Source organism: uncultured Ruminococcus sp., from assembly GCF_946415235.1.
In the GTDB taxonomy this organism is placed as follows: domain Bacteria; phylum Bacillota; class Clostridia; order Oscillospirales; family Ruminococcaceae; genus Ruminococcus.
Genome location: NZ_CAMKRR010000007.1, coordinates 47,485 through 72,359 on the forward strand (window position 1 = coordinate 47,485; position 24,875 = coordinate 72,359).

The window sequence follows — 24,875 nt, forward strand, 5'->3', positions numbered from 1 at the left end:
TGTAGGTGTTGAAAAATTCTGTGTTCTGCACATTTATTACAGTATATCTATATCTTTATCCCTTATTTTCCCTCTGAGGACGTTGAAACGCGAGCATAGTACGCAAGGATATTTGAGGCGTCAACTGCATCTACAACTTCATCGCCGTTTATATCCGCTGCCTTTATCTGCTTTGCACTTAAAATGACCTCGCCGTCTGTGGAGAGCTTAGCATAGTAAGACAGTACCTTTGAAGCATCTATAGCGTCTGTTCTGCCGTCATTATTCACATCGCCGCTGTTGACGCGCTCGAAGGTCTCAGCAGGATTTTTCTTCTGATACATTGCCAGTGTTCCGTCGTCTACGCCCTTTTCCTCTATGAGTTTAAGCTTGTAATTCCTGAAACGCATGAAGTTGTTATGAGCCCATTCCCTGTAGGTCTCCACATCTGTTGCAAAATCGTCAAGGCACAGGTAATAGATCTCGATATCGTGTACATCGCCGCTGAGTCCGTTGCCGTTTATGTCGAAATCCCTCATAAAGGTCTTCCATATCTCATCGGGAAGTATGGAGGTCTCCATGACTGCTCCTTTTTTGCGGCCCTGAATGAAGATCTGTGCATTCCAGTAATCATAAACGTCTAACGCGCCGTCCCCGTTTGAATCGGGAAGCTTTGCTTCTCCTTTTGCAAGCTTATCGTAATAGTTTTCGTATTCGATGTCGAATAGAGGGAAACTATAAGTCAAAGCAGCCTCGGCAGGGTGAAGCAGATCATATGTATACTTTATCTGTACGTAAATCGAGCCCTGAAGCCTTCCCTTGATACAGTCAATGTAATGCTGCATTTCCTCCTGATCTGTCAGGAGCTCGGACTGCTCAATGCAGTACCAAAGGGGATAATCGTTATAGAACATACCGCCGATCTGATGTGCAGCTTCCTTAAATCCCGCTGGAACATCAGGATACAGATTCATAAGCCTTTCATAATCTCTTATGCTTATTATACCGTTTTTATCTATATCCATATCGACAGTGCCGTTTTCAATAAACTCGCAGAATGCGTAATAACCTGCTTTTTTATCCTTCATCATGCCTTTCAGTTTTCCCGTAAATATTTCGGAAAGCTTTCTGCCTTTCAGATAATTTCTGAAATCCGCTTCATATTCGTCAAATCTTTCAGGCTGATATCCGGGGATTTCCCTGTAATCATAGGTAGCAAAGCGATTATAATTGTCACGGTCTATTAAACTGGTACGATCAGTTGCAATGTCGTTTGAACTGTTCGGAGCTACAGGATCAAGCCATACGAAGCTTTCCGCCTGTTCATCTGTGGCGATCTTGTCCCACTGACTGTAGGTATCGGGATCAACATCTTTAAGAGTTATTTTATTGTTTACAACATAGTACGCGAGCAGGCATTCGGGTTCGGGAGCATAAATATGACCGTCACCGTTGAAGTCATAGTTTTCCTTTATCTTTGCGGCTACAGCTTCGTCGGTCTCATATCCGTACTCATAGGCTATAATATCAAAGCAATCCATGATATCAAATTTGCCGTCCATATTTATGTCTGTTCTGATATTTCCCTTGTCCATTTCCTCAAATGCAATGTACTGCCATGCAGAAGCCTTGGTTAACGGTATTTCATCAATGGCAGCCTTTACATTTTCTGCGCTAAGGCTCGCAAGCACCAATAATGATGCTGACATAGGTCCGAGTTTATTCATACTAAAACTCCTTTCTACAACTATGGTAGTTGTTTCAGTGGTCTCCTGACCGTTTCTGGCTATGGTTGCCGTTTGAAACGCATTACCCTTGCCTGATGATGAGTTTTTGCCCTCAGCTGCGGACGTTCCTGTAGTTTTAGTATTTGTTGTGTTGGTGTATTTCGCCGTGGTTGTATTTCCGTTGGCGGTATTTGTTGCAGTTGCTGCCATATTTTCTGCGTCGTTTTCATTGGTCGGAGCATTATCCGAGCCGTTGTCTGTTGTTTCCTCAATGATATCTCCGCTGTCAATGCCATTAAGCTTCGGCCTGAAATAGTGCAGTGCAGATACAGAAACGCTGAGGACAGCTATTGCAGCTGCCGCAGACGCTATCACAAATATCCTGCTGCGCTTTTTCACGGGAGCTCTGTCCTGCTCTTTTATGAGAGCTGACATTTTGTCCTCAAAGCTGTCGGAGAAATCATAATCGGGCATATCACTTTCAATAAGCTCATCATAAGACTCTGTAAGCGCTTTTTCAAGAGCCTTGTCCAGAATATCCTTACTCATGACCGACCTCCTCTCCTTCAAGTATTCTGCCAAGCTCAGCCTTTGCGCGCTGAATGCGCTTATATGCATTATCAGCCGAAATACCAAGCATCTCAACGATCTCTGCTACGGAATATCCATAGACATATTTAAGTATCAGGATATCCCTGTATTCGTCCTTCAGCTGCTTAATGCCGCTGTAGACCGACTCAAAAGGATAACTGTCAAAGTGAACGGCGCCTGCTTCCTCATCGGGAGATTCACTGGCAGTTACCTTCTGATTTTTCCTGTATCTGTCAAGAGCTGCGTTTCTGACTATTATAACGAGCAGAGACGTCAGTTTTGGACGCTCGAGCCCGGAAATTTTCGGAAATATTTTTACTGCCTTCAAAAAAGCTTCCGAAACACAGTCCTCGGCATCTGCAAAGTTATTGAGTATATTCATTGCCGTATACATCATTAGTCTTCGGTTCGTCACATACATTTCTTCAAAAGATATATTACTGCTTTTATCGTCCGATATTTCTTCATCTGTAGCCCTTTTCCATGCAGACACCCTATCACTCCCTTCAATATTATCCTCATTTGTTTATTATAACGCACGATACATATGATTTTGGACATGAGAATTATGAATTTTTTGTAAACTATTTCACCTCCGAAACGGTTATGCATTTACTTTTTCACCTACAGGAGCTATAATAGCTTTAAGATATACCGACAGGAGGTAAAGTATGAATACTCTTGAAATTACATCTATCATGACTTCAAAGGGCTATAAAAACGAGGTTTTCCTCATAGATAACAAGCTGCTCCATGAGTACCTGCAAGAAACAGATACGGAACTTACCGACGATCTTGCCATAACTTGGAACGGAGAATTTGAAAACGACGGCGACGCGCGGTTCATGCGCTTTCTTCTCGAAAAAGACAAGCTCAACCTGCCTATACTTTCCTGCCCCGAGGACATGGATTTTACCTGTACGGTAATAGTGGCAGATACGGAAAAGACTGAAAATACCGTCTTATGGAAACGAATCGGCAGAGTAAATCACTCCGTTGAGGACAGGAAGGAGCAAAAAGAGCACGGTATAGTCTTTGTTGACACCTATTCGGACGAGGACTGGATAAAGTACAGAGACGCAGCCCTTTTAGAAGTTGACAGCTATGAATGACGCGAATGGATATCCGAAAACTGGTCTGAGGAGCTCTACCGCAGACATATAAACTATACCTATCCCTGCTATCAGAGGGACGAGAATATTGATTGTTTATTCAGCTGCAACTGGTGCTTTGACAGAGCGGAATACGAAAAACTCACAGCCTCCTGCAGACCGCACTGGTGGATATATTAAAAAACAGCCATAAAGGAACGTGCGCTCCTTTATGGCTGTTTCGGTCAATGGATATTCTTTATTACTTTGTGCTGTGTCCGTCATTCTCGACAAGAGCCTTGAGGCCTGTTGCAAGTCCTGCAAGTCCCTGTATCTCGCTGGGAATGATGATCTTTGTTGCCTTTCCGTCAGCAGCTTTTGCAAATGACTCAAGAGATTTGAGCTGTATAACTCTCTCGTTAGGATTAGCATTGTTCAGCTTTACGATACTCTCGGCAAGTGCCTCCTGTACCATTTCAATAGCTCTCGCTTCACCGGTAGCCTCAAGTATCTTCTGCTCTCTTACAGCGTCAGCCTTGAGTACCATTGCCTGCTTCTCAGCCTCAGCTTCGAGGATCTGAGCTTCCTTCTTAGCCTGTGCACGGAGTATCTGAGACTCCTTCTCACCTTCTGCAACGAGGATCTGTGACTTCTTGTCACCCTCTGCCTGAAGTATCTTCTCACGGCGCTCACGCTCAGCCTTCATCTGCTTCTCCATAGCGTCCTGAATCTCACGAGGCGGGAGAATGTTCTTGAGCTCAACGCGGTTTACCTTGATACCCCAGCGGTCTGTAGCCTGATCGAGGATAGAAGTGATCTTTGTATTGATAACGTCTCTTGAAGTAAGAGTTGCATCGAGTTCCATTTCACCGATGATGTTACGGAGAGTTGTGGCTGAAAGGTTCTCGATAGCTGCGAGAGGTCTTTCAACACCGTAGATGTACTGCTTTGCGTCTGTTACCTGATAGAATACTACTGTATCTATCTGCATGGTTACGTTATCCTTTGTGATAACAGGCTGCGGCTTGAAGTCTACCACCTTTTCCTTGAGTGATACCTTGCCGGCGATCCTGTCGATGAAAGGAACGAGGATATGAAGTCCTGTTTCCCATTCAGCATGGAACGAACCAAGACGCTCGATAACAAAAACATGAGCCTGAGGAACGATCCTGAAACATCTGATAATGATGAAAAGCAGGAAGATTATTACTAAAAATACGATAAATACACCGGGATTATCCATTGCCATAAACAAGCTTAATTTGTTAAACATTTTTAAGTACCTCCAGATAAAATAAATGATTTGTCAGATATGTAGCTATTTCTCGGGTGCTACAAGTAATTTTGCACCCATGACCTTTTTCACGATAACGACAGTACCCTCTGATATGACCTCGTTTTCGTTTTCAGGAACAGCACTCCAGTTTACCCCGCTTAAAGTGACTCGTCCTGTACCCTTGTCACAGTTTATCTCTTCGATGACCGTGGCGTGTCTGCCGACGTCAAGATCGGCGTTGGTGGCAACTGCCCTGTTTTTCTTCCGCTTTCTTATGAGCGGCAGGCTCATTACCAGGAATACAGCAGAAGCAACGATAAATACTCCCAGCTGCTGTATCCACGACAGCTCAAAGAAGTATGTCGCAAACAGCGTTACAAAAGCGCCCGCTGCGAACCATATTGATACGAGCTGTATCGTAAGCACCTCTGCGATAACAAAAGCTATGACTGCCAATGCCCAGAACAGTATCTCCATGGCGAGACCCCCTTTCTGCAATATTTGTAGTAATCCCTACATAAGAACATTATATCACCAAAGTATGAACTTTTCAAGTACGGGCGGCAATATTTCGACAAAATTTATATACGAAAAGTTGATAATCCGTGGTGTATTAACAATTTGTAAATAAAAATCATATTTCAAATACTGTTTTTTATCCTTTTTATCGCTCCCTTTTCGAGCCGCGACACCTGTGCCTGTGATATCCCTATCTCCCCTGCCACTTCCATCTGTGTTTTTCCGCGGAAAAAGCGTAGGTAAAGAATGTTCCTCTCACGTTCGTCCAGCGCCCGTATGGCATCGCGTATGGCAAGCTCGTCCATGTGGCTTTCCACGTCGTTCATATCGCTGACCTGATCCATGATATAAAGCGTATCCTCAGAGTCGGAGTAAACAGGCTCATACAACGAGATCGGATCGCTTATGCTCTCAAGTGCGATGACAACATCTGAGCGCTTTTCGTTTATTTCCTTTGCTATCTCGTCCGTATTCGGTTCACGGCATAATGATATGGTAAGCCTTTCCTTTGCCTGTATGGCTTTATAGGCAAGGTCACGCAGTGAACGGCTCACCTTTACGTGACTGTTGTCACGGAGATAACGCCTCAGCTCGCCGCTTATCATGGGGACGCAGTATGTGGAAAAGCGCACCTCCTTTGAAAGGTCAAAATTGTTTATTGCCTTTATAAGTCCGATGACTCCTATCTGGAAAAGGTCGTCAATATCCTCTCCCCTGCCCGTAAACCGCTGTATAACGCTCAGGACCAGCCGAAGGTTGCCGTTTATCAGCTTATCTCTGGCAGCCTTGCTCCCTGTTGCGCGTATTTCCTTTAATAATGCTATTTTTTCTTCTTCCCTGAGCACTTCCAGTTCAGATGTATTTATCCCCGCGATAACGACTTTATTATATGCCATGAAATATCCTCCGTTTTTTATTGCAAGGATATTATTGACGCTCAGCCGCAAGGTAATCACAGGGAATAAATGGCATAAAAAAGAGCAGCTCCATGCTGCCCTTTCACGCTATAAACGGGAGCTTTATCCCGTGTTTTTTGTTGAACTGCTTTATATAAACTTTATTGAAGTCAGAGACCGATCTTTTATCGCTGATAAACTTCTTTTCGGGAAGAGCCTGCAAAATGTCGGCGATATCATATGCAAGCCCGAGATCGCGTTCATGCAGGGCTTTTCCGAGCTCCCTTATGGAAGTGACTGCAAAAGCTGTTGCTTCATTCGGAACACATTCCCTTATTTCAAGCTGACTTTTCAGCAAAGATGATATGATCGAAACAGCATCTTCAGCAGATATTCTGCCATCTGTCAGATCAGCAAGTGTATCGGCAGCTTTCAGAGCTTCCCCGGAATCCACATTTGCCCTGATAAATACAGCCGTGATCTTTATAAGACCTGTCATAGCCTTTATTTCTCCTTTACATAGCCGATGAGCTTGCCGAGACACAGCTCAAAGCAGCTTCCGTACCACATTTCCCTGAGTTCGGGGACAGTGGCTTCGATACAGTCAAGAGTAAACCTCACAGCTATATCAAGGCACTGACGTATATCCATTCCGAGAGCACAGGCTCCCGTAAATACACTGCTGAATATGTCACCCGTTCCGTGAAAGCGGTAATTCACATTTTTGTCAAATGAGAAGTAAAACTCGTCCTTTTCAGAGTCATAAGCAGCTGCGCCCTGTTTCCTGTCGTCATAATGGATACCCGTTATAACGGGTATCTTGCAGCCAAGCTCCGCAAGCCTGCGTAAAGCGTCCATGACATAAGCTTCATCGTAGGTGTCGGTATAAGGGATACCGAGCAGAAACGAGACCTCGGTCATATTCGGGATGATAAAATCCGCCTTTGCACAGAGCTTTTTCATTTTCTCCACAAAATCTGCCGTAAATCCCGCGTAAAGCTTTCCTGCGTCACCGAGTACGGGATCGACGATTATTACATTGTCCTCTCTGCCGAAATCATTGAAAAAATCGGAAACTATCTCAACCTGCTCGGGAGACCCGAGGTAACCCGTGTACAAAGCGTCGAATTTCAGATCCATGCTTTTCCAGTGTGCGGCAATATCAGGGATATCGCTTGTGAGGTCGCGGAAGGTATAGTTCCTGAAGCCCTCGCCCGTATGTGTCGAGAGCACCGCAGTTGGTATCACCGCTGTCTCTATCCCCATAGCCGAAATAATAGGCAGAGCCACGGTCAGCGAGCATTTGCCGAAGCATGATATGTCCTGTATCGTTACAATTCTTTTCATTATCATCATTCTTTCAAAAATAATGTTTATCAAGTATTAATTATACAACAAACAGGCAATATTGTCAATAAGAATAGAAGTATCGTGCTGAAAGCTCCTGACAGCTTATCATGATACTATAATAAATATGTCATTAAATTGTTTGAAATGTCATGATATTACCAACACCGATTTGACACCTTTGTACTATAGTGTTAAAATAGCAATAGAGGATATTACTGTAAAAAACAGAAGCAGTAACAGGAGGACGGTTTTATGAGGATCGAAAATATAGCTTCAGGTCATAAAAGAGAGCGGAATTTCTGCTTTGAGCGCAGAGACGGCGCAGGTTTATGGCTTCTTCTCGTTGTGAAAGCAAAAACGATATTTACTATCGGTGACAAGGAAATACCTTCACCCGAACATTCCTTTATACTGCTCACTCCCGAGCAGCCCTTCAGCTACCGCAGTGATGACGTTAGCTTCGTTGAGGACAGCATCAGCTTTATTCCTACCGCCGATGAGATACAGCTCATAAATGAGCTCAATATACCGCTGAACAAGGTGGTCCCTGCCGCGGAGCTCTCGCAGATGTCGGCAATGATACAGAGCATGAGCCTTGAATACTACTCCTCCAACAAAAACAGAGACGAGTCCATCGACCTCTATTTCAGGCTGCTGCTCCGCAAACTCAACGAAAGCGTTTCCGACCTGAGAAGATTCAACACCGTTCATGAGGGGCTTTACGTTGAAAAGCTCCTGTGGCTACGTGAGAGTATATACCGCTGGCCGTCAAAAACATGGACTATCGACGAAATGGCTGCGGAAATATCGCTCAGCCGTTCAAGGCTTCAGCATCTCTACACCGAGACCTTCGGCATAAGTATATCAAAGGATATAATCAACAGCCGTCTCGACAAGGCTGCCGAGCTTCTCAAAATGCCCGAGTACTCAATAAATAAGATAGCCGAGCTTGTCGGATACCCGAACGCTTCGTACTTCAACAGACAGTTCAAGAACGGACTTGGTATGACGCCTACGGAATTCCGCAGGGAATGGCAGGAAAAAGAAGCAATATAAAAAAGCATCGTCCCCTTACCTTTTTCGGTAAGGGGATATTTTGTCATACACTTTCTCAGCCCGATACCTCATAAAAAACTTGAAAAAATAAAAATCTGTGTCTTTTCCTATTGCAATTATTCGGATATTGTTGTATAATTGATAATATAGCATATTTATGTGCTGATATAAAAATCAGAAAAACAGATATATTTAATATGATTTTTATTGCTGCGACTGCTTTTACGCGGTAAAAAAGATATATACAAACAATTGCAGCAAGGCGGTAGAACAAAATGGTATTTTCGAGACTATTCTTTATATATATATTCCTCCCTGTCTGCCTGTTGTGCTATGCACTGGCAAGAGGGACTAAACATAAAAATACGGTGTTGATCATTTTCTCGCTGATTTTTTATGCCTGGGGTGAGCCCGTTTATATTTTCCTGATGCTTGCAACAGCTGCGGTGAACTATACAGCCGCTCTTTTCATAGGGAAATATCAGGGCAAGGTCGGAGATACTGCCGCGACGATTACCGCTGTGGTGTACGACCTTCTCATGCTCGGCGTATTCAAATACAGCGGCTTTATCTTGGAAAATATCAACGCCCTTTTTTCATCTTCGCTGCCTGTACCCGATATACGGCTGCCCATAGGTATAAGCTTTTATACCTTCCAGACTATCTCCTACATTATCGACTGTCACTGGGAAAAGGTAAAGCCTCAGAGGAGCTTCAAGGATTTCCTGCTGTTTCTCACGCTCTTTCCCCAGCTCATCGCAGGTCCTATCGTAAGGTACAGCTCCATTGAAAAGGAAATAAACGAACGCACCATCAGCATGAGCGACGTTTCATACGGTCTGAACCGTGTCGCCCTCGGTCTTGCAAAAAAGGTACTTCTTGCCGATCAGCTCAGCCTTATCGCCGAAAGCTTCCTCGGCAACATAGGCGGTTCGACTATGCTTGGTGCATGGTACGGTGCAATAGCCTATGCGATGCAGATATATTTCGATTTTTCGGGATATTCCGATATAGCCATCGGTCTCGGCAGAGTATTCGGCTTCCACTTTGATGAAAACTTCGATCATCCCTTTATGTGCAGGGACATCACGGAGTTCTGGCAGCGCTGGCATATCTCACTGGGTACATTTTTCCGCGATTATCTCCTTTATGTACCTATATTCGGAAAGCGCAGGAAATACGGCGGGCTCTTCCTCGTATGGCTCTGCACCGGTATCTGGCACGGCGCAAACTGGAACTACATAATATGGGGGCTTTACTACGGGCTTTTCATATTCATCGAGCTCCTTATCGGAAAGAAAAAGATGAAAGTCATCCCCGTTTTCATTCGTCATATCTACAGCAAGTTTATTATAATAATAGGCTTTGCCATCTTTTACTTTGAGGACCTCGGGAAGCTTGGCACTTTCTTCAAAACCGCCTTCGGCTTCGGCAAAAATGGCTTTATCGCAGTGCAGGACAAGATATCCTTCGTAAACAATATCTTTCTTATAGCTGCGGCTGTGATATGCTGCTTCCCGCTTATACGAAGCATTAAAGACATTACGGACAGACGCTTTGCCGCAAAGGCGACAATGTCCTCGGCAGCTGCTGTGGTTTCCGCGCTGCTGCTTGTCATAACGAGCATCATACTTGTTGATGCCACGACTTCCCCATTCCTTTATTACCAATTCTGACAAGAGGAACATAAAATGAGCAAGAACAAAAAGAATTCGGATGCGGAAACAGATAAAAACATATCCGCTGAGACAAACAAACGCCCCGAGCCTGCTATTTCCATAGAAGCTTCGGACCGTCAGGGAGCGTCCATAGATATCCCCATAAAGGCAAAAAAGTCGAAAAAGCTTCGCCGTAAAGCAGCAATGAACAATATATCCCTCGCAAATATACTTCTTCTCGGTGCTGTTTTTGCGGGAGGCTTCACATATGTCACACTTTTTCCCCATGAGACAAAAGCCGATGATGAGAACCGCTATCTCGCAGCTTTCCCGAAATTCAGCATAAAAGCTTATACAAGCGGTGATTTCACCGACGGTGTCGCCGATTATTTTGATGATACGGTCCACGCAAGAGCCGATATCAAGCAGTTCATAGCAGATACGCTCATGCCGCTGAAGGGCATGAAGTACGGCGGAGAAAAAGCCGAGCTTTACGGAAAAGGCTTTGAAAAGCCCGTAACGACTGCAGCAGCAGCTTCAACTGCTCAGAGGACAACTGCAACCACCACGCAGATGCAGACTACCACAACGACAGAGCCCGCGGAAGATACGGCTGCCGACGGAGAGCTCACAAACAATATCCTCATCGTCAACAAGCGCGGAGTGAACCTCTACGGCGGCGCATGGGGCACGGAACAGGAATATGCTTCGTATCTCAACGCCTACAAGGAAGCTCTTCCCGATGTGAATATCTATTCAATGGTACTCCCGACTGCAAGCTCTTTCTATCTGCCTGATGAATACAAAGACCTCTCTCAGAGCGAAAAAGAGGACTTTGACAGGATAGAAGCAGCTCTCGGCAACATTATGTCCATTGACGCATACACACCTCTTGAAGCCCATAAGGACGAGCCTATCTACTCACGCACCGATCATCACTGGCAGCCGCTTGGCGCTTACTATGCCGCACAGCAGTTCGCCCTGACAGCAGGTGTCCCTTTCCCGGATATTTCCGAGTACGAAAAGGTAACTCTCCCCGGATATGTGGGAACGCTCTATATGTACACCCAGAGCGCTACTCTCCTGAACAATCCTGAGGACTTCGTATACTACAAGCCAAAGACCAATGTCAGCGTGACACAGTATGATACTCACTTCGGCAATCCTGTAGCCGCAGATCTGCTCCTTGATCCGTCACAGATGCCGAACTCGGGATACTACATGGTATTCGGCTCCGATGAAAGGATAGTCCACGTAAATACCGAGTGCAAGAACGGCAGAAATCTCGTAATATTCAAGGACAGCTACGGAAATGCTCTGCTGCCGATGCTTACGGGCTCATTTGAGAATATCTATCTCTGCGATATCAGGTATTTCGACCTCAATGCCGCAGAGTTCATAAAAAATGTTCAGGCCACCGACCTGCTTTTCACTATGTGCTCCTTCTCGGCAGTTGGAGTCAACAGACACTGCATCTACAATAACCTGATAAAATAGGAGATAAAATGAAAGAACTCAGCTTTCCTTTTGACAGTAAAAATATTATACGCCGCAGCCCCGCTCTCCGAAAGCAGCTCCTTTCAGACGGGAGTACGCGCATAAAAAAGAAGGTCGCTGTGCTCGGCGGTTCCACAACAGATCATATTATCGCTTCTCTTGAACTTTTCCTGCTGAACTTCGGCATAGAGCCCGAATTTTATCAGTCAGGATACAATAAATTCTACGAGGACGCCGTTTTCGGCGATCCTAAGCTGGACAGCTTTGCTCCCGATATCATATATATCCACACGACCTTGCGGAACATCACAAAGCTCCCGTCAGTTCCTTCTGTCAAGGCAGAACAGGTCACGAACGACCTCAACGAACAGTTCGAGCTGTTCAGGCAGGTATGGGAAAGCCTTATGAAGCGCTTTGACTGTCCCATAATACAGAACAACTTCGAGCTGCCGCTTTTCAGGCATACAGGAAGCTATGACTGCTGGAGCACCACAGGTCATGCCGCATTCATTGAAAGACTGAATGTTATGTTCTCGGATTATGCACGTTCGGTCAGCGGTCTGTATATACACGATATCAATTACCTTTCCGCTGTCTGCGGACTTACAAACTGGCATGACTCAGAAGCATGGTATATGTACAAATACGCCATGAGCACCTCTGTCATTCCCGACCTTGCATACAGTCTTGCCTGCATGATAAAGTCGATCTACGGCAAAAACCGTAAGGTCATTGATCTTGATCTCGACAACACCCTCTGGGGCGGAGTCATCGGCGATGACGGTCAGGACGGCATAGAAATAGGTCCCGAAACTGCTGTAGGACAGTCTTTCACGGAGTTTCAGAGCTTTATCAGAGGATATAGAGACTATGGCATACTCCTTGCCGTATGCTCAAAAAATGATGAAGAAAATGCACTTCTCGGCCTTGAACACCCAAGCAACGTGCTTAAAAAGACGGATTTCGTATCCATAAAGGCAAACTGGGAGCCAAAAGACAGAAATATCGCCGAATCGGCACAGGAGCTCAGCCTCGGGCCTGACAGCTTCGTTTTTATAGACGATAATCCTGCGGAGTGCGCTATCGTTGAAGGACAGCTCCCCATGGTACAGACCGTAAGCTTCAGCAGCGTCCATGAAGCAATGTACAAGCTCACCCGCAGCGGATATTTCGAGGTGACAGCCATTTCCGACGACGATCTTCACCGCTCGGAAATGTATGCCGCAAACGCTCTGAGAGCCGCTCAGCAAAAGAGCTTCGGCAGCTATGAGGACTATCTTGTGAGCCTTGAGATGCAGGCGGTTATCTGCGATTTCAAGCCTGTATACATACAGCGTATCACTCAGCTTACAAATAAGAGCAATCAGTTCAATCTGACTACACGCCGTTACAGCGAGAATGAGATACAGGCAGTCAGTCAAAGTACGGATCATATCTGCCTCTGCGGCAGACTTATTGATAAATTCGGCGACAACGGCATAGTTTCCGTAGTTATCGGCAGGATCGACGAAGATATCCTCCATATTGAGCTCTGGCTCATGAGCTGCCGCGTCCTCAAAAGGGATATGGAGCTTGCAATGCTTGATGAGCTTGTACGCCATGCAAAAACGGCAGGTATCAGGATCATAAAGGGATACTACTACAGATCACCGAAAAACAGCATGGTCTCGGAGTTTTACGGCTCACTCGGCTTTGTACTCGATGAAAAGTCGGAAAACGGCGATTCCGTATGGCATACAGAAATTGAAAACTACAAAAACAAAAATAAAGTTATCAGGATAACAGAAAAGGAGCATCATAATGAAAACAAATGAAATAATCCCCCGTCTTAACGAAGTTTTCAGGGACGTTTTCGGTGACAGCAGCATTTCGGTCACAGAAAAAACCACCGCAGACGATATCGAGGACTGGGACAGTCTCGCACATATCAGTCTTGTAGCCGCAGTCGAAGCCGAATTCGGCTTACGCTTCAAGATGAGAGAGGTCTCCGCAATGAAAAACGTCGGAGATATGATAAACCTAATAGCCGAAAGAGGCAGATAATGTCAAAAAAGCTCAAAAAGAGGCTGATCATCGCCGCAGTTCTGCTTGTCATGGCCGCACTGTCAGCATGGGGCTTTGCAATGGAAACCGTACGATATAAAGTTAGTTCGGACAAGCTTGACAGCGTTATCAAAATAGTATTCATCTCCGACCTGCACAATTGCTTTTACGGAGATACAAAGCAGTCAAAGCTCATACAGGAAGTCAAAAGCAGCTCTCCCGATATCGTCATTTTCGGAGGAGATGTGATTGATGCATGGGGAGGTACAAAATACGCTCTGCTCCTCATAAAAGAGCTGAGCAAGGATTATCCCTGCTTCTATACTCCCGGCAATCACGAGCAGGAGCGCGATGACAAGGAAGAGTTTTACGCGAAAGTGCAAAAGCTCTGTCCCATGCTTCTCGGTGAGTATGAGCAGATAAGCATAAACGGACAGGATATACGTATTTACGGTACTCTTGACAACTACTCATTCGGAAAGAAGAAAACTCAGCTTGAGGAATGCTTTGATACTCTTGATGATAAGTATTACAATATACTTATCGCTCATCAGCCCGAGCAGATAGACAGCTACATCGGCAAAGGAAAAGGTTACGACACAAAGTTCGACCTTATCCTTTCGGGACACGCTCACGGCGGACAATGGAGGATACCGAAGCTGCTGGATCAGGGCTTATATGCTCCCGATCAGGGGATCTTTCCCGATTACACAACGGGTATGTATGAATATGACGGAACGACTCATATCATAAGCCGAGGCCTTGCAAGACCGATGCGAATGATATTTATCCCACGTATTTTCAACCGTCCCGAATTATCCGTCATTACAATAGGGCAATAATGATTTCTTATACGCAAGCTGTTACCCATACTAAAAAAACACTTGTAATTTTACATTAATAATGGTATAATGAAAATATCGTTTCCTCGACGGAAATATGCTGTAAAATCCATAAATATACAGAACAAAAGGAGCCTGGGCATTTTGAGCCCTATGTTGAATATGGAAAAAGATAAAAATACAACCGAAAAAAACGAAAACCTGATCTGCGGCAGAAATCCCGTCATCGAGGCGCTGAGATCAGGCGCTAATATAGATACCGTCTACATAAACGGCAATGGCGGCAGTCTCGGTCTTATCCGAAAGCTCGCAAAGGAAAACGGTATCGTGGTAAAAGACGCAGACGATAAAAAGCTTTCAAAGCTCTGCGGCGGAGCTTCTCATCAGGGAGTTGCTGCCGAAGGTGCCTGCGGAGAATACGTCACTGTTGAGGATATCCTCGAAGTTTCACGCAGAAAAGGCACAAAGCCATTCATCATCATCTGCGACGAGATAGAAGATCCTCACAACCTCGGAGCTATCATACGTACTGCCGAGACCTCGGGCGCTGACGGCGTTATAATCCCAAAGCGCAGGAGCGCTTCCCTTAATGCCACTGTTTTCAAGACATCGGCAGGCGCTGCGAGCTATGTTCCCGTTGCAAGAGTTTCAAACATTGCTTCATGCATCGACACTCTCAAGGAGAACGGCGTATGGATATACGGAACCGACGCTTCGGGCACCGATTACACAATGACAGACTTCACAGGCGGAGCTGCGCTTGTTGTCGGCTCTGAAGGCTTCGGTATGAGCCAGCTCGTTCAGAAGAAATGCGATTTTATGATAAAGCTTCCGATGCTCGGAAAGATCAATTCACTCAACGCTTCGGTAGCGGCAGGTATATTCATGTACGAAATACTGCGTCAGCGCAGAAGCACTAATTAAGGAGATAATCATGTCGGATCAGAAACCATCGCTTGAGGATATTCTGGACGAATATTCTCCGGACAGCAGCGATATAAAGGCGGCAGGAAGAGTTGATACTCAGAAAATACTCAATTCGACCGTCGAAGCCCCCGATATCGTTCAGAAAGCTAAGTCCAGACCACCTATTTCACACGAAAAATCAGCTTTATTTGACAATGCACTGAGAAATCCCAATCCCGCAGACGAGGTAAAGCCTGCCGATATCTCTCGGCATAAGATAGCAGTTGTAAGCTCTGACGCAATGAGCGAGATACGCACAAATCCTCAGAGAAAAGCGATCCCCTCAGGCACTATCACTCCTGTTCAGATGACTCCCGACGAAGCCCCTAAAATAAGGCGTATGAGCGAGTCCACCAGAGCCAAGGAGATGGAAAGCAAAAAGAACAAGAAAAAACGCCGCGGCAAGGATAATGACTATACCTATGCAAAGGAAACTCCAGACGGAGAGTATATGTATACTCCTCCCGAGTTCAAGAAGAAAAAGCGCAGCCGCATACAGATAATAAACGAGGCGGAAAGTCCCGAGGGAAAGAAGCAGATAACCGATATAGTCCCCTCGCCTGCCGCTGTAGAGGCTGCAAAGCCCGTTGAACCCGCCCCCCGTGCCGAGCTCACAAGCATAAATCTCAGCGAAAAGGCTGATATTGACGCGGGACAGCTCGATGTACACATCACTCAGGCTGCCGACGAGTATATGTCGGTACGTTCAAAAAACAAACGTACAAAGAGAATAGTCGATTTCAACTATTACGGCGACGTTGAGGACGTCGGAAGAGACATCTACGAGCTGAAAAGCACTATTTCAGCAAGAGTTGTCATACTCGCCATGACCGCCTTCCTGAGCCTTTTCATTACGCTGTCTAATCAGTTCAACCTCCCTATCATAGACGCTTTCAGTATGTCACATATCAAGACATACCTGACGGTACACCTTGTTCTCGGAGTTGTTTCCATTCTTTCGTCTATGGCAGTGATAACAAAGGGAATTCGCAAGCTCTGCACCATGAAAGCCGACAGTGATTCCATGACAGCAGTTACGGCTCTGTCATGCCTTATCGCCATAATCCCCGCTTTTCTCAGCCCGCAGCTTGTAAGGACGGAAAATATCCACATATATATGCCTGTGGGAATACTTGCGCTGTTCATCAATTCTATCGGAAAGCTGCTGATAATCAGACGTGCGGCTCGTAATTTCCGCTTTGTTTCCAAGAATTTCGACCGTCACGGCGTTACCTATGTCACCGACGAGGACCGCGCCGAACGTATAACAAGAGGAACTCTCGGAGACTTCCCCATACTCGCTTCAATGCGAAAGACCGACTTCCTCACAGATTTCCTGAGATACACCTATTCTTCGGACATGACCGATGATTTCTGCAAAAAGGCTTCACCTGTATGTCTTATCGCTTCAATAGCTGTATCATTCTTCCTTACGCTGTTCTGCAAGGGCACATTATTCACCCTTGACTCAGCAGCCTTCGGCTTTTCGATATTCAGCATGATAATCTGCGCTACATCATGTATCGCTATGCCTTTCGTGGTAAATATCCCCCTTGAAAACGTTTCAAAGAGCGCTATAAAGAATAAGGGAATAATGCTGGGATATCAGAGCGTCGATGATTTCTATGACACAAATTCCATACTTATAGACGCTAATCCCCTTTTCCCCGAAGGTACGGTAAGGCTGGACGGAATAAAGGTATTCTCAAACACAAAGCTCGATGAAGCCTTCCTCGAAGCCGCAAGCCTCACATCCACTGCGGGCAGCATAATGTCTCAGCTCTTTTCCGATGTTATCGCAGGCAGGAACGGTTCGCTCTATCCTATCGAGAACTACTCATACGAAGAAGGTATGGGTATGTGCGGCTGGATAAACAACAAGCGTGTTCTGTTCGGAAACCGCGAGCTCATGACAAGCCATAATATAGAGGGCGTTCCCACAAAGGCGCAGGAAGCCGAGTCAGCAGACGAGGGCAAGGAAGCTCTTTATCTCTCGATATCAGGCAACCTTGCAGCGATGTTCGTTGTTGATATCGTTGCGGACAGATATGTAAAGCGCTGGGCGAAAAAGCTCTGCAAAAACAAGATATGTATGTTTATAAAGTGCATAGATCCGTGCATAACCGTGAAAAAGCTCAATAAGCTCTTCGGTATACCCGAAGAAATGGCAAGGATAATCCCCAAGAAGCACCATGAGGACTTCTATGAGGAGACCAAGAAAGCTGTACGTCTGAGTGCTTCAATGGCTACAACAGGCAGGTTCTCATCACTTGCCGAGCTGCTCATAGGCACAAAGGTCGTGCATATATCCGCCATTATCGGACTTATCCTTCAGACAGCGTCAATCCTTCTCGGTTTTGTACTGTGTATGCTGCTGATCCTTTCAAAGGCATTCAAATACAACTACGTATATATGTCGGCTACCGCCATGACAGTATACAACCTCGCGTGGACAGTACTTACATATCTCGCTGTGAAATTCAAGAAAACATAACCTAAAAGAACCTGTATCACTGTCGGTACAGGTTCTTAAAGCATAGAAAGGAGCTCATTATGCCACACAGATATAACGGCAGAGATGAAAACAACATTCCCAATACAGACAACGAAGAGACCATGCTTATCTCGGGAGTTCCCGAAGAACAGCAGGAATACAGGCGCGAGCTGCCGCCTCTGAAGCGCGTAAACAGACGTGCTCCGCAGCAGGAACAGCAGCGTGAGCACACCGAAAGTCAGGAAGAAAAGCCTGTTTACTCCCAGTCTCAGCTTCCGCCGCAGTTCCCCCATTCTTCCGCTCCCCCTCCGCCGATCAATCACGATAATAACGACGTAAATTACTTTGACTATAACGATCAGCCGCCTGAAATCTACAGCGGCATGAGCAAGCCTGCTCCCGCAGAACCTGCTCCTCAGCCTTTGCAGCATCGATCCTCAGACAGGAAAAAGGCTGCTCCTTCGCCGGAAACTCCTCCGGAACAGCCTAAACAAAAAAAGAAAAAGCATCACAAATCACTTTTCAGAAGGATCATAGGCAGAGTTGTCAGGATAATCCTTTTATTGTTCCTGTTAGCTTTCGTAATGTACTCATGCACATCTGTATGTCTCATAAAAAAAGTAAATAAGGTCCCCTCGGAAGGCCGCAGCCACTATTCCGACTCAGTGGGACGCGGTCACGTAAGAAGCGTTCTCGTTATAGGAACAGACGGCAGAAGTGCCGATGAGCGCGGACGCTCCGACTCAATGATACTTGTTTCGCTTAACAGCAAGACCAATGAGATAATCATGACCTCCTTCATGCGTGACAGCTATGTTGAGATACCCGATAACGGCTGGGATAAGCTCAATGCTGCATACGCCTACGGCGGTCCCGATCTCCTTATGGATACTATCGAATACAACTTCGATGTCCGCATAGACGACTATGTATCTGTTGATTTCGCTTCATTCGTGTCGGTAGTCGATGCCGTCGGCGGTATAGATATAGAAGTATCCGACGCTGAAGCCGAGCAGATCAATATAATCCTTATCTCGGAAGTAAACGAGCTCATGGGTGACGACAGAAACGCCGATCTTCTCAGCAGCGGCGGCAAACTCCACCTTAACGGAAAACAGGCACTCTCCTATTCACGTATACGCAACGTCGGAAACAACGACTTTGAGCGCACAGAGCGTCAGCGCAGGGTAATGTCGCTTATTTTCGCAAAGCTCAAAACGTTCAGACCGTCAATGCTCAAAAACCTTGCCTCGGACGTTATCCCCGATGTAAGCACAAATATGTCAGATCTGGAAATGTACCTTCTTTCGCTCAGAGTTCCCTTTGCTTTAGGATACGAGACAAAGCAGATACAGATACCTGCCGAGGGAACTTACAGCCCCGCCGATGTAGAAGTCGGAAGCGTTCTCCAAGTTGACAGAAACGCAAATATAGATATTATTGATAAGGAAGTATTCTCAAAAGGCTGACAAAAAGCCCTCTCATAAGAGAGGGCTTTAGCTTTTATTCTGCAAGCAGCTTTTCGGCAGCTGCTATCTTTACACATATAATGAAGAGCTCCATTGCTTTTTCGAGGTCCCCGATGGGAGGATATGTGGGAGCTATCCTTATATTCTTGTCATCCGGATCATTACCGTAAGGGAAAGTAGCTCCTGCGCCTGTAAGAGTTACGCCTGCTTCGCTGCAGAGCTGTACTATCCTCTTTGCACAGCCATTTGGAGCATTGAATGATATGAAATAACCGCCCTTTGGATCAGTCCAGCTTGCTATGCCGAGAGGAGCTATCTCCTTTTCGAGCTTATCACAGACAAGTCTGAACTTGGGAGCTATTATAGCCATATGCTTTTTCATGTGAGCCAGCATATTGTCGAATGTACCGAAGAACTTTACGTGGCGGAGCTGATTCATCTTGTCATAGCTGATTATGCTGATACCGAGATACTTCTTGAGCTCATCAATATTCTTCTTGCTTCCGCCCATTACAGCGACACCCGCACCTGGGAAAGTGATCTTTGAAGTAGAACCGAATATGTAAACTATGTCCTCATTGCCTGCCTTTTTGGCTTCATCAAGGATATTGAGGATGTACTTCGGGTCGTCTGTGAGATGATGTATACAGTAAGCGTTGTCCCAGAAGATGCGGAAATCCTTAGCGGCAGGTTTGAGAGCCGCAAAACGCTTTACAGTCTCGTCGCTGTAGCTTATACCGTCGGGATTTGAATACTGAGGCACACACCATATTCCCTTTATTGACTCGTCGTTCTTTACGAGCTCCTCTATCATGTCCATATCGGGACCTGTGGGAGTCATGGGAATATTTATCATATCTATGTCAAAGAACTGTGTTACCTTGAAATGTCTGTCGTAACCGGGGACAGGACAAAGGAACTTGACTTTTCCGCACTGTGACCACGGCTTGCTGCCGAGAATGCCCTTGTTGTAAGCACACTGTACAGCAAAGTACATCGCATTGAGGCTTGAATTGCCGAAAATGATTATCTCATCCGTGCCGACTCCGATCATATCCGAAAAGAACTTTTTAGCCTCGGGGATACCGTCGGGCACACCGTAATTGCGGACATCATTGCCGCATTCACTCATAAAATCCCCGTCGTCAAAAACTCTGAGCATATCCACGGTCAGTTCAAGCTGCTCCTTGCAGGGGTTTCCTCTTGCCATATTAAGGCAGAGCCCTTTGTTCCTGAAATCGCTGTAAAGCTTTTCGTTTTCGCTCTTGAATGCGCTGAGTTCCTCTTTTGTCATCTGAGATAACATCATTTTTCCGAATCTCACCTTTCAATTATTATTAAGCGCTGAAAACAGCACAAAATCTCCAAATAAAAGTATAACACAGCACTGCCGCATTTTCAAGTGACAATATAACAAATTATATAGCAGGAAAACTATTTTTTTTAGTGCTTTAAGCACTAACGCCTATATATAGCGATATTCCCTTTCGGAATAGCAATTTGCACTAATTTCTACTTGTTAATTTTAGATGAATACCAAGTGAAAAGGATTGACATTTTAGGTTATTTTGTGTATAATAGATATATAGAAAAAATCACAGGGAATTGGCATCTGATTTCTTTTAGGAGGGCTATGTATGAAAAAATTGATCTCATCAACAGTTTCAATTATAACATCAGCCGCTGTTTTAGTCTGCTCGGGCCTGAGCTCTGCCTTTGCCGCAAGCGAAGAGGAGCTAAGCTTTGATGCGGAAACAGCTGAGGTATATCTCAGCGATCTTGATGCCTTCAGCCTCACCCTCAGCGATCAGCCGAAGATACTTTCAAACTTCAAGGAAGGCTTTTATAACTACGGCGATACTCTTGAGGGCAACAATCTTGCTGTATACAACGCTCTGATGGAGCTTGATGAGCCGACGGACACGCCTATCTATGTAAAGCTCCCCCAGTCTGTATCCATAAAGCTTGATGAACGTGATCCCAAAAAGTTTTCCGAAAAGGACAATGAGACATATCAGGATGCGCTGTTCACCAACTGCAAGCCTGGTATCGACTGTGCGCTCTTCGACCGTCCCGAGCTTTACTGGATCGACCCGTCGTACATGGCTATATCCGTAGGCACAGATACGACTATTACTCCAAACTTCTTTACAGGCGGATATACCGTAAAAATACGCTCGCTCATGATAGTACCGTCATGGCTTGAGGGCTTCGAGTCACAGGAAGATGCTGTAAGATACGGTGAGCTCCTTGAGAAAGCGCTTGAAAAAGTGCCTGTAGATGGCGCAAACAGGTACGAAAAGCTCAAAAATATACATGATTATATATCAAAATTCACATATTACGACCTTAATGCCAAATTCAGCAGCTCCGCTCTTGGAGCTCTCGTTGAACCCGGTGTCGTATGTGAGGGATACGCCGAAGCCTTCAAGATCATCTGTGACAGACTCGATATCCCGTGCGTATGCGTTTTCGGCAACCTCATTGAAAATGAGAATGCGGGCCATATGTGGAATTATGTTCAGATGGAGGACGGAAAATGGTACGGAATGGACGTAACATGGGACGATCTTGACGGTGCCGGCGGAAAAGAGATCAAATACGAATACTTCCTGAAGGGCTCAAATAATTTCTACGAAAAGCACTGGCCTGTTACGGATTATAAGATAACTCAGCTTGTATACCCCGAAATATCCGAGACCGACTTTGATCCTTCAATATATTCAACATTGCTGCCGCCAACAACAACAACAACAACAACAACTACTACTACTACCGTAACACAGCCGCAAAAGACTGCATCCGGCGATCTTAACCGCGACGGAGACGTAAATGTTGCAGACCTTGTTTACTGTCAGGGCTCGGTGCTCGGCAGGATCAAGCCGCAGTACTCCTGCGACGCAAACGAGGACGGAGTCGCTGACGTTTTCGATATAATCTACATGAGAAAGCTGCTTATCTGAACATTCAGATTTAATCTTTATTCCTTTCAAACGGCAAAAGCTCCTGTTTTCAGGAGCTTTTGCTGTTTTTATATGAGCGGATGTCTTTTGAAATCGCGGCTCGTTTCAAATGAGTCATATTCCGCCTTTGAAATTGCTGTACATTCGGCGGAAAGCCTGTCGACCTCCTCGGAGCTTTCGTATATAAACGGAAATTTCGCTACCTCTCCCGACTGAAAATTCAGCGTCGGATTGAGCTGTCCGAAAATATACGCAAAGACCTTGGAATTCAGAAGCGCACATATGTAATCCTTTTTCTCTCCAAGCTCAAATATGCAGCAGCCTCCGTTATCGAAGATATATCCCTCGCCGAACTGCCTTATACTAAAGCTTCCGCTCGTGACCGTTGACCATGTCAGCCCCGGCTTGGTAAAATACTGATAATTCGCAATAACAGCTGTAGGTATTTTTCGTATTTCTGCAGCGTCGTCATACCAGTCTATAAGATAGTCGTTGAAGCCGTACCATTTGCGGTAGCCGCCTCCCTTATTGTATGGGAACCAGCGCCTTTTCAGCGTATCCTCCCTGTATATGGCTGTACTTCCGATATTCATCTTATTCTTGTCCACCTCATACCATAGCCGCAGGAAACGGTCGTTATCCGAGGTGGAGTTTCCCTTTCTCGGCGCGGCGATACTGCCAAGAGGCGGATATTTGCTGTATAAACCCCGTACTCTGCTGCTCACCCAGTATGCGGCGGGAGCATTTGGTATCTTTTCAAACTCGGCAGCAGAAGTCTCATAAACATACCCGCATTCCCTGTCCGAGAGCGCTTCGAGCAGCTTTTGCCGCTGTATATCAAATCCGCCCCTGAATCCCGTCAGCTGATAATAAATGCCGCTGACAACGGTTTTGCAGTTTCTCATAGTAAACGCACAGACAGGAACAGTGGCGTCCTCAAAGGCGGAATACTCAAAATGTATCAGTGTTTCAAGAGTTTTTTCACCGAATATCATTCTGCGGAGCTTTTCGTAGCTTCGTATGAACATCCATACGCACGGGGTCAGGAAGCCAAGGTATCCGCCTTTCTCCGCAAGCTCGCTGCAGCGCACCATAAACGCCGAGAACAAGTCGGCGTGATAGTCGGGATATTGCCGCTTCAGAAAATCAAGGAGCTCACTGTTCATGCTGCTGCTCGACATATACGGCGGATTTGTTACAACAGCGCTGTATTTCCTGCTCAGCAGCCTGTATACCGCCGCTTCCCTGCTGTTCTGCTTCTTCGGAGCTGTATCGGGACGCATAAGGCTCCCGAAAAGCTCTGAGCCCTCAAAGCCGCCCCCCCTCATCTCTTCCATATCATATATCTGCGGGACGATATTGTTATAAATCACATTTTCACAGTAACGCGCAGCTTTCATAATAAGAGCAAAACGCGCTATCCTGCATACCTTGCTGTCAATATCAAGTCCGAAAAGATTTTCCGAAAGTATCAGCCTGACTGCGTCAGACGAAGCTGTGCCCCTTGACGAATAAAGCTTCATGAACATATCAAAGGCGTAAACAAGTATATTGCCGCTGCCCGCACATGGGTCAAGGAGCGTTATTTCTTCAGGTGAAGCTTGTTTGCTGTCCGTATCACGGGGTATACAGTACTCCATTTCACTTGTGTCATATCCGCAGCATGAAACAAAAAGCCGACCGAGAGTATTTTCGGTCATGTACCGCACTATCCAGTCGGGAGTGAATATCTGAGTAGCTGCCGCCATGTTTTCAGTTTCAACTTTTGTATTGTTCCTGAGGCCGCCAAGTATACTGCGCTTTTTCTCACTGTTGTAATACTGATACAGCTGTCCTATGAGCTGGACATTGTCCTTCCACATTTCGGCGGGTATATCCGAAAACAGCCCTTTAACGTCATTTGCAGCCTTTATGATATCATTTTCTGCCGCTAAAACACTGAAAGCACATGGGATAAGCTGTGGGAGCATTTTTATATCAGCTTCACGGGAAAGTCCGTTTTCCGTCATATACAATGAAGCCGCAGCTCTGAAAAAGGCTTCAAACGCCCGATCATCACTATTTTTGCCGCAAAAGGCTTCCGACAGCATATTTCTCGCTGACAAAGCTATATTTTTTATTGCCGATTTCCTGATAATACTCCCTCCTTTCCCGATGCTGCAAGTTCAATTTTAAGCAATATTGTATTTTTATTATACCATAAGACAGCCTTTCTTTCAAGCAGTCATATTTGCTGTTGTTAGTTAAAAATGTTTTTATTTTTTATAGTAAAAATCTCTATATTCATATTATATCTATTGATATAAAGCAGTAACTATGTTAGAATAATTTTGAAATGATTTTTTTAATTTCATTTCAAGGGGGGTATGATATGAGAGCTGTACTTAATTCTCTCGGATTTGAAAAACACAGCACCTATGTACGCGATTACTTTGACAACGTAAATATGCGTAAGAGC

Annotated in this window: 20 protein-coding genes; 11 read left to right on the top strand and 9 right to left on the bottom strand. The window is 45.4% G+C overall.

What is annotated here, in order from left to right:
* Positions 1-62: 62 nt before the first annotated feature.
* Together Q0R37_RS03410 and Q0R37_RS03415 are read right to left on the bottom strand one after the other, a co-directional pair.
* Positions 63-2,255 (bottom strand): dockerin type I domain-containing protein, encoded by a 2,193-nt coding sequence (locus tag Q0R37_RS03410; protein ID WP_294751213.1) that lies wholly within the window; start codon positions 2,253-2,255, stop codon positions 63-65.
* Positions 2,248-2,790, bottom strand: a complete 543-nt coding sequence (locus Q0R37_RS03415) for a sigma-70 family RNA polymerase sigma factor (protein WP_294751216.1) — start codon at positions 2,788-2,790, stop codon at positions 2,248-2,250. Before Q0R37_RS03415 ends, Q0R37_RS03410 begins: the two co-directional genes overlap by 8 nt.
* A 178-nt stretch (positions 2,791-2,968) precedes the next feature.
* On the opposite strand from Q0R37_RS03415, the gene Q0R37_RS03420 reads away from it, so the two are divergent.
* Positions 2,969-3,409, top strand: a complete 441-nt coding sequence (locus tag Q0R37_RS03420; protein ID WP_294751220.1) for a hypothetical protein — start codon at positions 2,969-2,971, stop codon at positions 3,407-3,409.
* Between the two features lie 241 nt (positions 3,410-3,650).
* Here the strand turns inward: Q0R37_RS03420 and Q0R37_RS03425 are convergent, their stop codons facing one another.
* The 5 genes from Q0R37_RS03425 to Q0R37_RS03445 all read right to left on the bottom strand — a co-directional run bounded on the left by Q0R37_RS03425 (position 3,651) and on the right by Q0R37_RS03445 (position 7,426).
* Positions 3,651-4,661, bottom strand: coding sequence for an SPFH domain-containing protein (locus tag Q0R37_RS03425; RefSeq protein ID WP_294751222.1), 1,011 nt, complete (start codon positions 4,659-4,661; stop codon positions 3,651-3,653).
* Positions 4,662-4,706: 45 nt separating this feature from the next.
* Positions 4,707-5,141 (bottom strand): NfeD family protein, encoded by a 435-nt coding sequence (locus Q0R37_RS03430; protein ID WP_294751225.1) that lies wholly within the window; start codon positions 5,139-5,141, stop codon positions 4,707-4,709.
* Between the two features lie 164 nt (positions 5,142-5,305).
* Positions 5,306-6,079, bottom strand: coding sequence for an RNA polymerase sporulation sigma factor SigG (gene sigG, locus Q0R37_RS03435; RefSeq protein ID WP_294751228.1), 774 nt, complete (start codon positions 6,077-6,079; stop codon positions 5,306-5,308).
* Between the two features lie 103 nt (positions 6,080-6,182).
* Positions 6,183-6,578, bottom strand: coding sequence for a hypothetical protein (locus tag Q0R37_RS03440; protein WP_294751231.1), 396 nt, complete (start codon positions 6,576-6,578; stop codon positions 6,183-6,185).
* A gap of 5 nt (positions 6,579-6,583) precedes the next feature.
* Entirely contained in the window at positions 6,584-7,426 is an 843-nt protein-coding gene (locus Q0R37_RS03445) for a pyridoxamine kinase (protein WP_294751234.1), read from the bottom strand.
* Between the two features lie 255 nt (positions 7,427-7,681).
* On the opposite strand from Q0R37_RS03445, the gene Q0R37_RS03450 reads away from it, so the two are divergent.
* From Q0R37_RS03450 to Q0R37_RS03490, 9 genes are all read left to right on the top strand, one after another.
* Positions 7,682-8,485, top strand: a complete 804-nt coding sequence (locus tag Q0R37_RS03450; RefSeq protein ID WP_294751237.1) for an AraC family transcriptional regulator — start codon at positions 7,682-7,684, stop codon at positions 8,483-8,485.
* A 428-nt stretch (positions 8,486-8,913) separates the two neighbouring features.
* Complete coding sequence (locus Q0R37_RS03455) at positions 8,914-10,161, top strand: MBOAT family O-acyltransferase (protein WP_294751240.1); 1,248 nt, start codon at positions 8,914-8,916, stop codon at positions 10,159-10,161.
* A 15-nt stretch (positions 10,162-10,176) separates the two neighbouring features.
* Positions 10,177-11,640, top strand: a complete 1,464-nt coding sequence (locus tag Q0R37_RS03460) for a DHHW family protein (RefSeq protein ID WP_294751243.1) — start codon at positions 10,177-10,179, stop codon at positions 11,638-11,640.
* Positions 11,641-11,648: 8 nt separating this feature from the next.
* Positions 11,649-13,454, top strand: a complete 1,806-nt coding sequence (locus tag Q0R37_RS03465; protein WP_294751245.1) for an HAD family hydrolase — start codon at positions 11,649-11,651, stop codon at positions 13,452-13,454.
* Positions 13,441-13,683 carry an acyl carrier protein gene (locus tag Q0R37_RS03470; protein ID WP_294751248.1) on the top strand — a complete coding sequence of 81 codons (243 nt, stop codon included), beginning with the start codon at positions 13,441-13,443 and terminating at the stop codon, positions 13,681-13,683. Before Q0R37_RS03465 ends, Q0R37_RS03470 begins: the two co-directional genes overlap by 14 nt.
* A complete protein-coding gene (locus Q0R37_RS03475) occupies positions 13,683-14,525 on the top strand; it encodes a metallophosphoesterase (protein WP_294751250.1) in 843 nt (280 codons plus the stop codon). The genes Q0R37_RS03470 and Q0R37_RS03475 overlap by 1 nt, the downstream gene beginning before the upstream one ends.
* Positions 14,526-14,687: 162 nt before the next feature.
* The gene (rlmB, locus tag Q0R37_RS03480) at positions 14,688-15,449 is read left to right on the top strand and encodes a 23S rRNA (guanosine(2251)-2'-O)-methyltransferase RlmB (RefSeq protein ID WP_294751253.1); all 762 of its coding nucleotides are present in this window, start codon (positions 14,688-14,690) and stop codon (positions 15,447-15,449) included.
* Positions 15,450-15,459: 10 nt separating this feature from the next.
* Positions 15,460-17,985 carry a hypothetical protein gene (locus Q0R37_RS03485; protein ID WP_294751256.1) on the top strand — a complete coding sequence of 842 codons (2,526 nt, stop codon included), beginning with the start codon at positions 15,460-15,462 and terminating at the stop codon, positions 17,983-17,985.
* A 59-nt stretch (positions 17,986-18,044) separates the two neighbouring features.
* A complete protein-coding gene (locus Q0R37_RS03490) occupies positions 18,045-19,454 on the top strand; it encodes an LCP family protein (RefSeq protein ID WP_294751259.1) in 1,410 nt (469 codons plus the stop codon).
* Between the two features lie 34 nt (positions 19,455-19,488).
* Here the strand turns inward: Q0R37_RS03490 and Q0R37_RS03495 are convergent, their stop codons facing one another.
* A complete protein-coding gene (locus Q0R37_RS03495; protein WP_294751261.1) occupies positions 19,489-20,763 on the bottom strand; it encodes an aminotransferase class I/II-fold pyridoxal phosphate-dependent enzyme in 1,275 nt (424 codons plus the stop codon).
* A gap of 328 nt (positions 20,764-21,091) precedes the next feature.
* Between Q0R37_RS03495 and Q0R37_RS03500 the strand changes: the two genes are divergently transcribed.
* Positions 21,092-22,417 carry a transglutaminase domain-containing protein gene (locus Q0R37_RS03500; RefSeq protein ID WP_294751264.1) on the top strand — a complete coding sequence of 442 codons (1,326 nt, stop codon included), beginning with the start codon at positions 21,092-21,094 and terminating at the stop codon, positions 22,415-22,417.
* Between the two features lie 68 nt (positions 22,418-22,485).
* Here the strand turns inward: Q0R37_RS03500 and Q0R37_RS03505 are convergent, their stop codons facing one another.
* Positions 22,486-24,426: an N-6 DNA methylase gene (locus Q0R37_RS03505; RefSeq protein ID WP_294751267.1), complete on the bottom strand. Its 1,941-nt coding sequence runs from the start codon at positions 24,424-24,426 to the stop codon at positions 22,486-22,488.
* Between the last annotated feature and the right edge of the window lie 449 nt (positions 24,427-24,875).